Annotated in this window: 1 protein-coding gene; it reads left to right on the top strand. The window is 44.9% G+C overall.

Going from position 1 to position 1,551, the window contains the following annotated elements:
• Positions 1-123: 123 nt before the first annotated feature.
• Entirely contained in the window at positions 124-1,533 is a 1,410-nt protein-coding gene (locus E5987_RS12690; RefSeq protein WP_160336432.1) for an ISAs1 family transposase, read from the top strand.
• The last annotated feature ends 18 nt before the right edge of the window (positions 1,534-1,551 follow it).

Genomic DNA, 1,551 nt, shown 5'->3' with positions numbered 1-1,551 from the left:
CAGGGCGAACGCACAAAATTTTTAACAAAACATCCTTAACTCGTTAAAAAGTCGACAAAAACGGTTGACTTTTTTTGAAATATAGCATATAATATATATGTCTATAATTTAATAGGTGGCATGATGGCTGTCAGCAAGGAAATCCTCGACCTTATCCCGCAAGGCTGCAAGGTCAACTGGAACGAGAAACAACAACGCTTCTATGTTTATAAGTCCACTTATTACTACAGTAAGGAACACAAAAGATCTCGTGAACAGCGCACCCAGGTCGGTACGATCGTTAACGGCGTATTTACTTATGCCAAAAGCTACCTTCTCAAACAACAAATCAAGGACTTGAAGCAGGAGGTTAAGTCTTCAACTGCAGAAATCGTTAACAAAACCTCTGAAATTCTGTCCAATGAAGTCGTTGACCCTCGTCAGGCTGCGAAGGTTCAATATCCTTTGGCGTACGTGTATTTAGTCGCTTTGCTCAGCTCCTTGTCCGGGCAGACAAGTTGTGTGCAAATCGCAGATTATTGGAGCAACCATCGGGCAGCCCTGGAAACAGCATTTGAAGACTTTCCTAAGCAGGATATTTCTCACGATACCGTTCGGCGTCTTCTTATGCTGATAGATCCTGAACAATTCCAAAGCTTTTACGGCAGACTTGTAGAACCTCTGCTTCATAAATTTACTTCTCGAATTGTTGCAGTGGACGGTCAAGCGGTCAAAGCCTCCAGAAAAAGCGCAGAAAGAGCCGGTAAATACATCCTTACCTTCTATGACACTGAAAATGGAATTGCTTTAGGACAAAAGCTCATCGGGAGCAAGGAAAATGAGATCACGCACGCCGCCTCCATGGTTGAGGGACTCGATTTGGCAGGATGTATTGTTACGGCCGATGCACTCAATACGCAGGAAAAGTTTGCTTCAGCTTTAATCCAAAGAAAGGCAGACTACTGCCTTGCGGTGAAACAGAACCACAAATCGTTGTTTTATGACATGCAGTTAAGCTTCGTGGACCGCACCGAAACCCGTACGCTGGAGACCGAAAAAGTTGAACTCGGACATGGAAGAATCGAGACAAGAAAGATTTCGGTCCTTCCCGGAAGTTGCCTGCCCGCAGCCTTATTGAAGAAGTGGATAGGGCTGGATGAGGGCACGATCATTAAAGCTACAACAGAGAGCGTTAACAAGACAACCGGCGAGATCAGTTCTCTTGATCGCTACTACATTAGCTCCCTGAACTTCTTGAATGCCCATATCGCAGAACAATGTGCCAGAGCCGTTAGACGTCACTGGGGAATTGAAAATGACCTCCACTACGTCCTGGATGTTAACTTCTACCAAGATAGAACACAGTGCAAAAACGCCAACTATCTGCAAAACAGAGTCCTCTTGAATAAATGGGCGCTCGGGATGATCAGAAAACTTCAAAAAGAAGAGGAAACCGAAACCGGCAAAGAGGCTAAAAGCGTGAAGCGAATCATGGCTAAGCTGCAGTCTCCGACAGCAGCTCTGGAGGCGTTAACCTCACTAATTAACAAATAAATTCATGCGTACGCCCTG

It is taken from the genome of Parasutterella muris (assembly GCF_009767915.1).
Classification (GTDB): Bacteria; Pseudomonadota; Gammaproteobacteria; order Burkholderiales; family Burkholderiaceae_F; genus Parasutterella; species Parasutterella muris.
The sequence above is the reverse complement of the archived record's forward strand: the minus strand, read 5'-3'. Positions and strand labels throughout refer to the sequence as shown.

What these genes read in the sequence shown, in the direction of transcription:
- E5987_RS12690 (WP_160336432.1), top strand. Translation starts at nt 124, where the DNA reads ATGGCTGTCAGCAAGGAAATCCTCGACCTTATCCCGCAAGGCTGCAAG.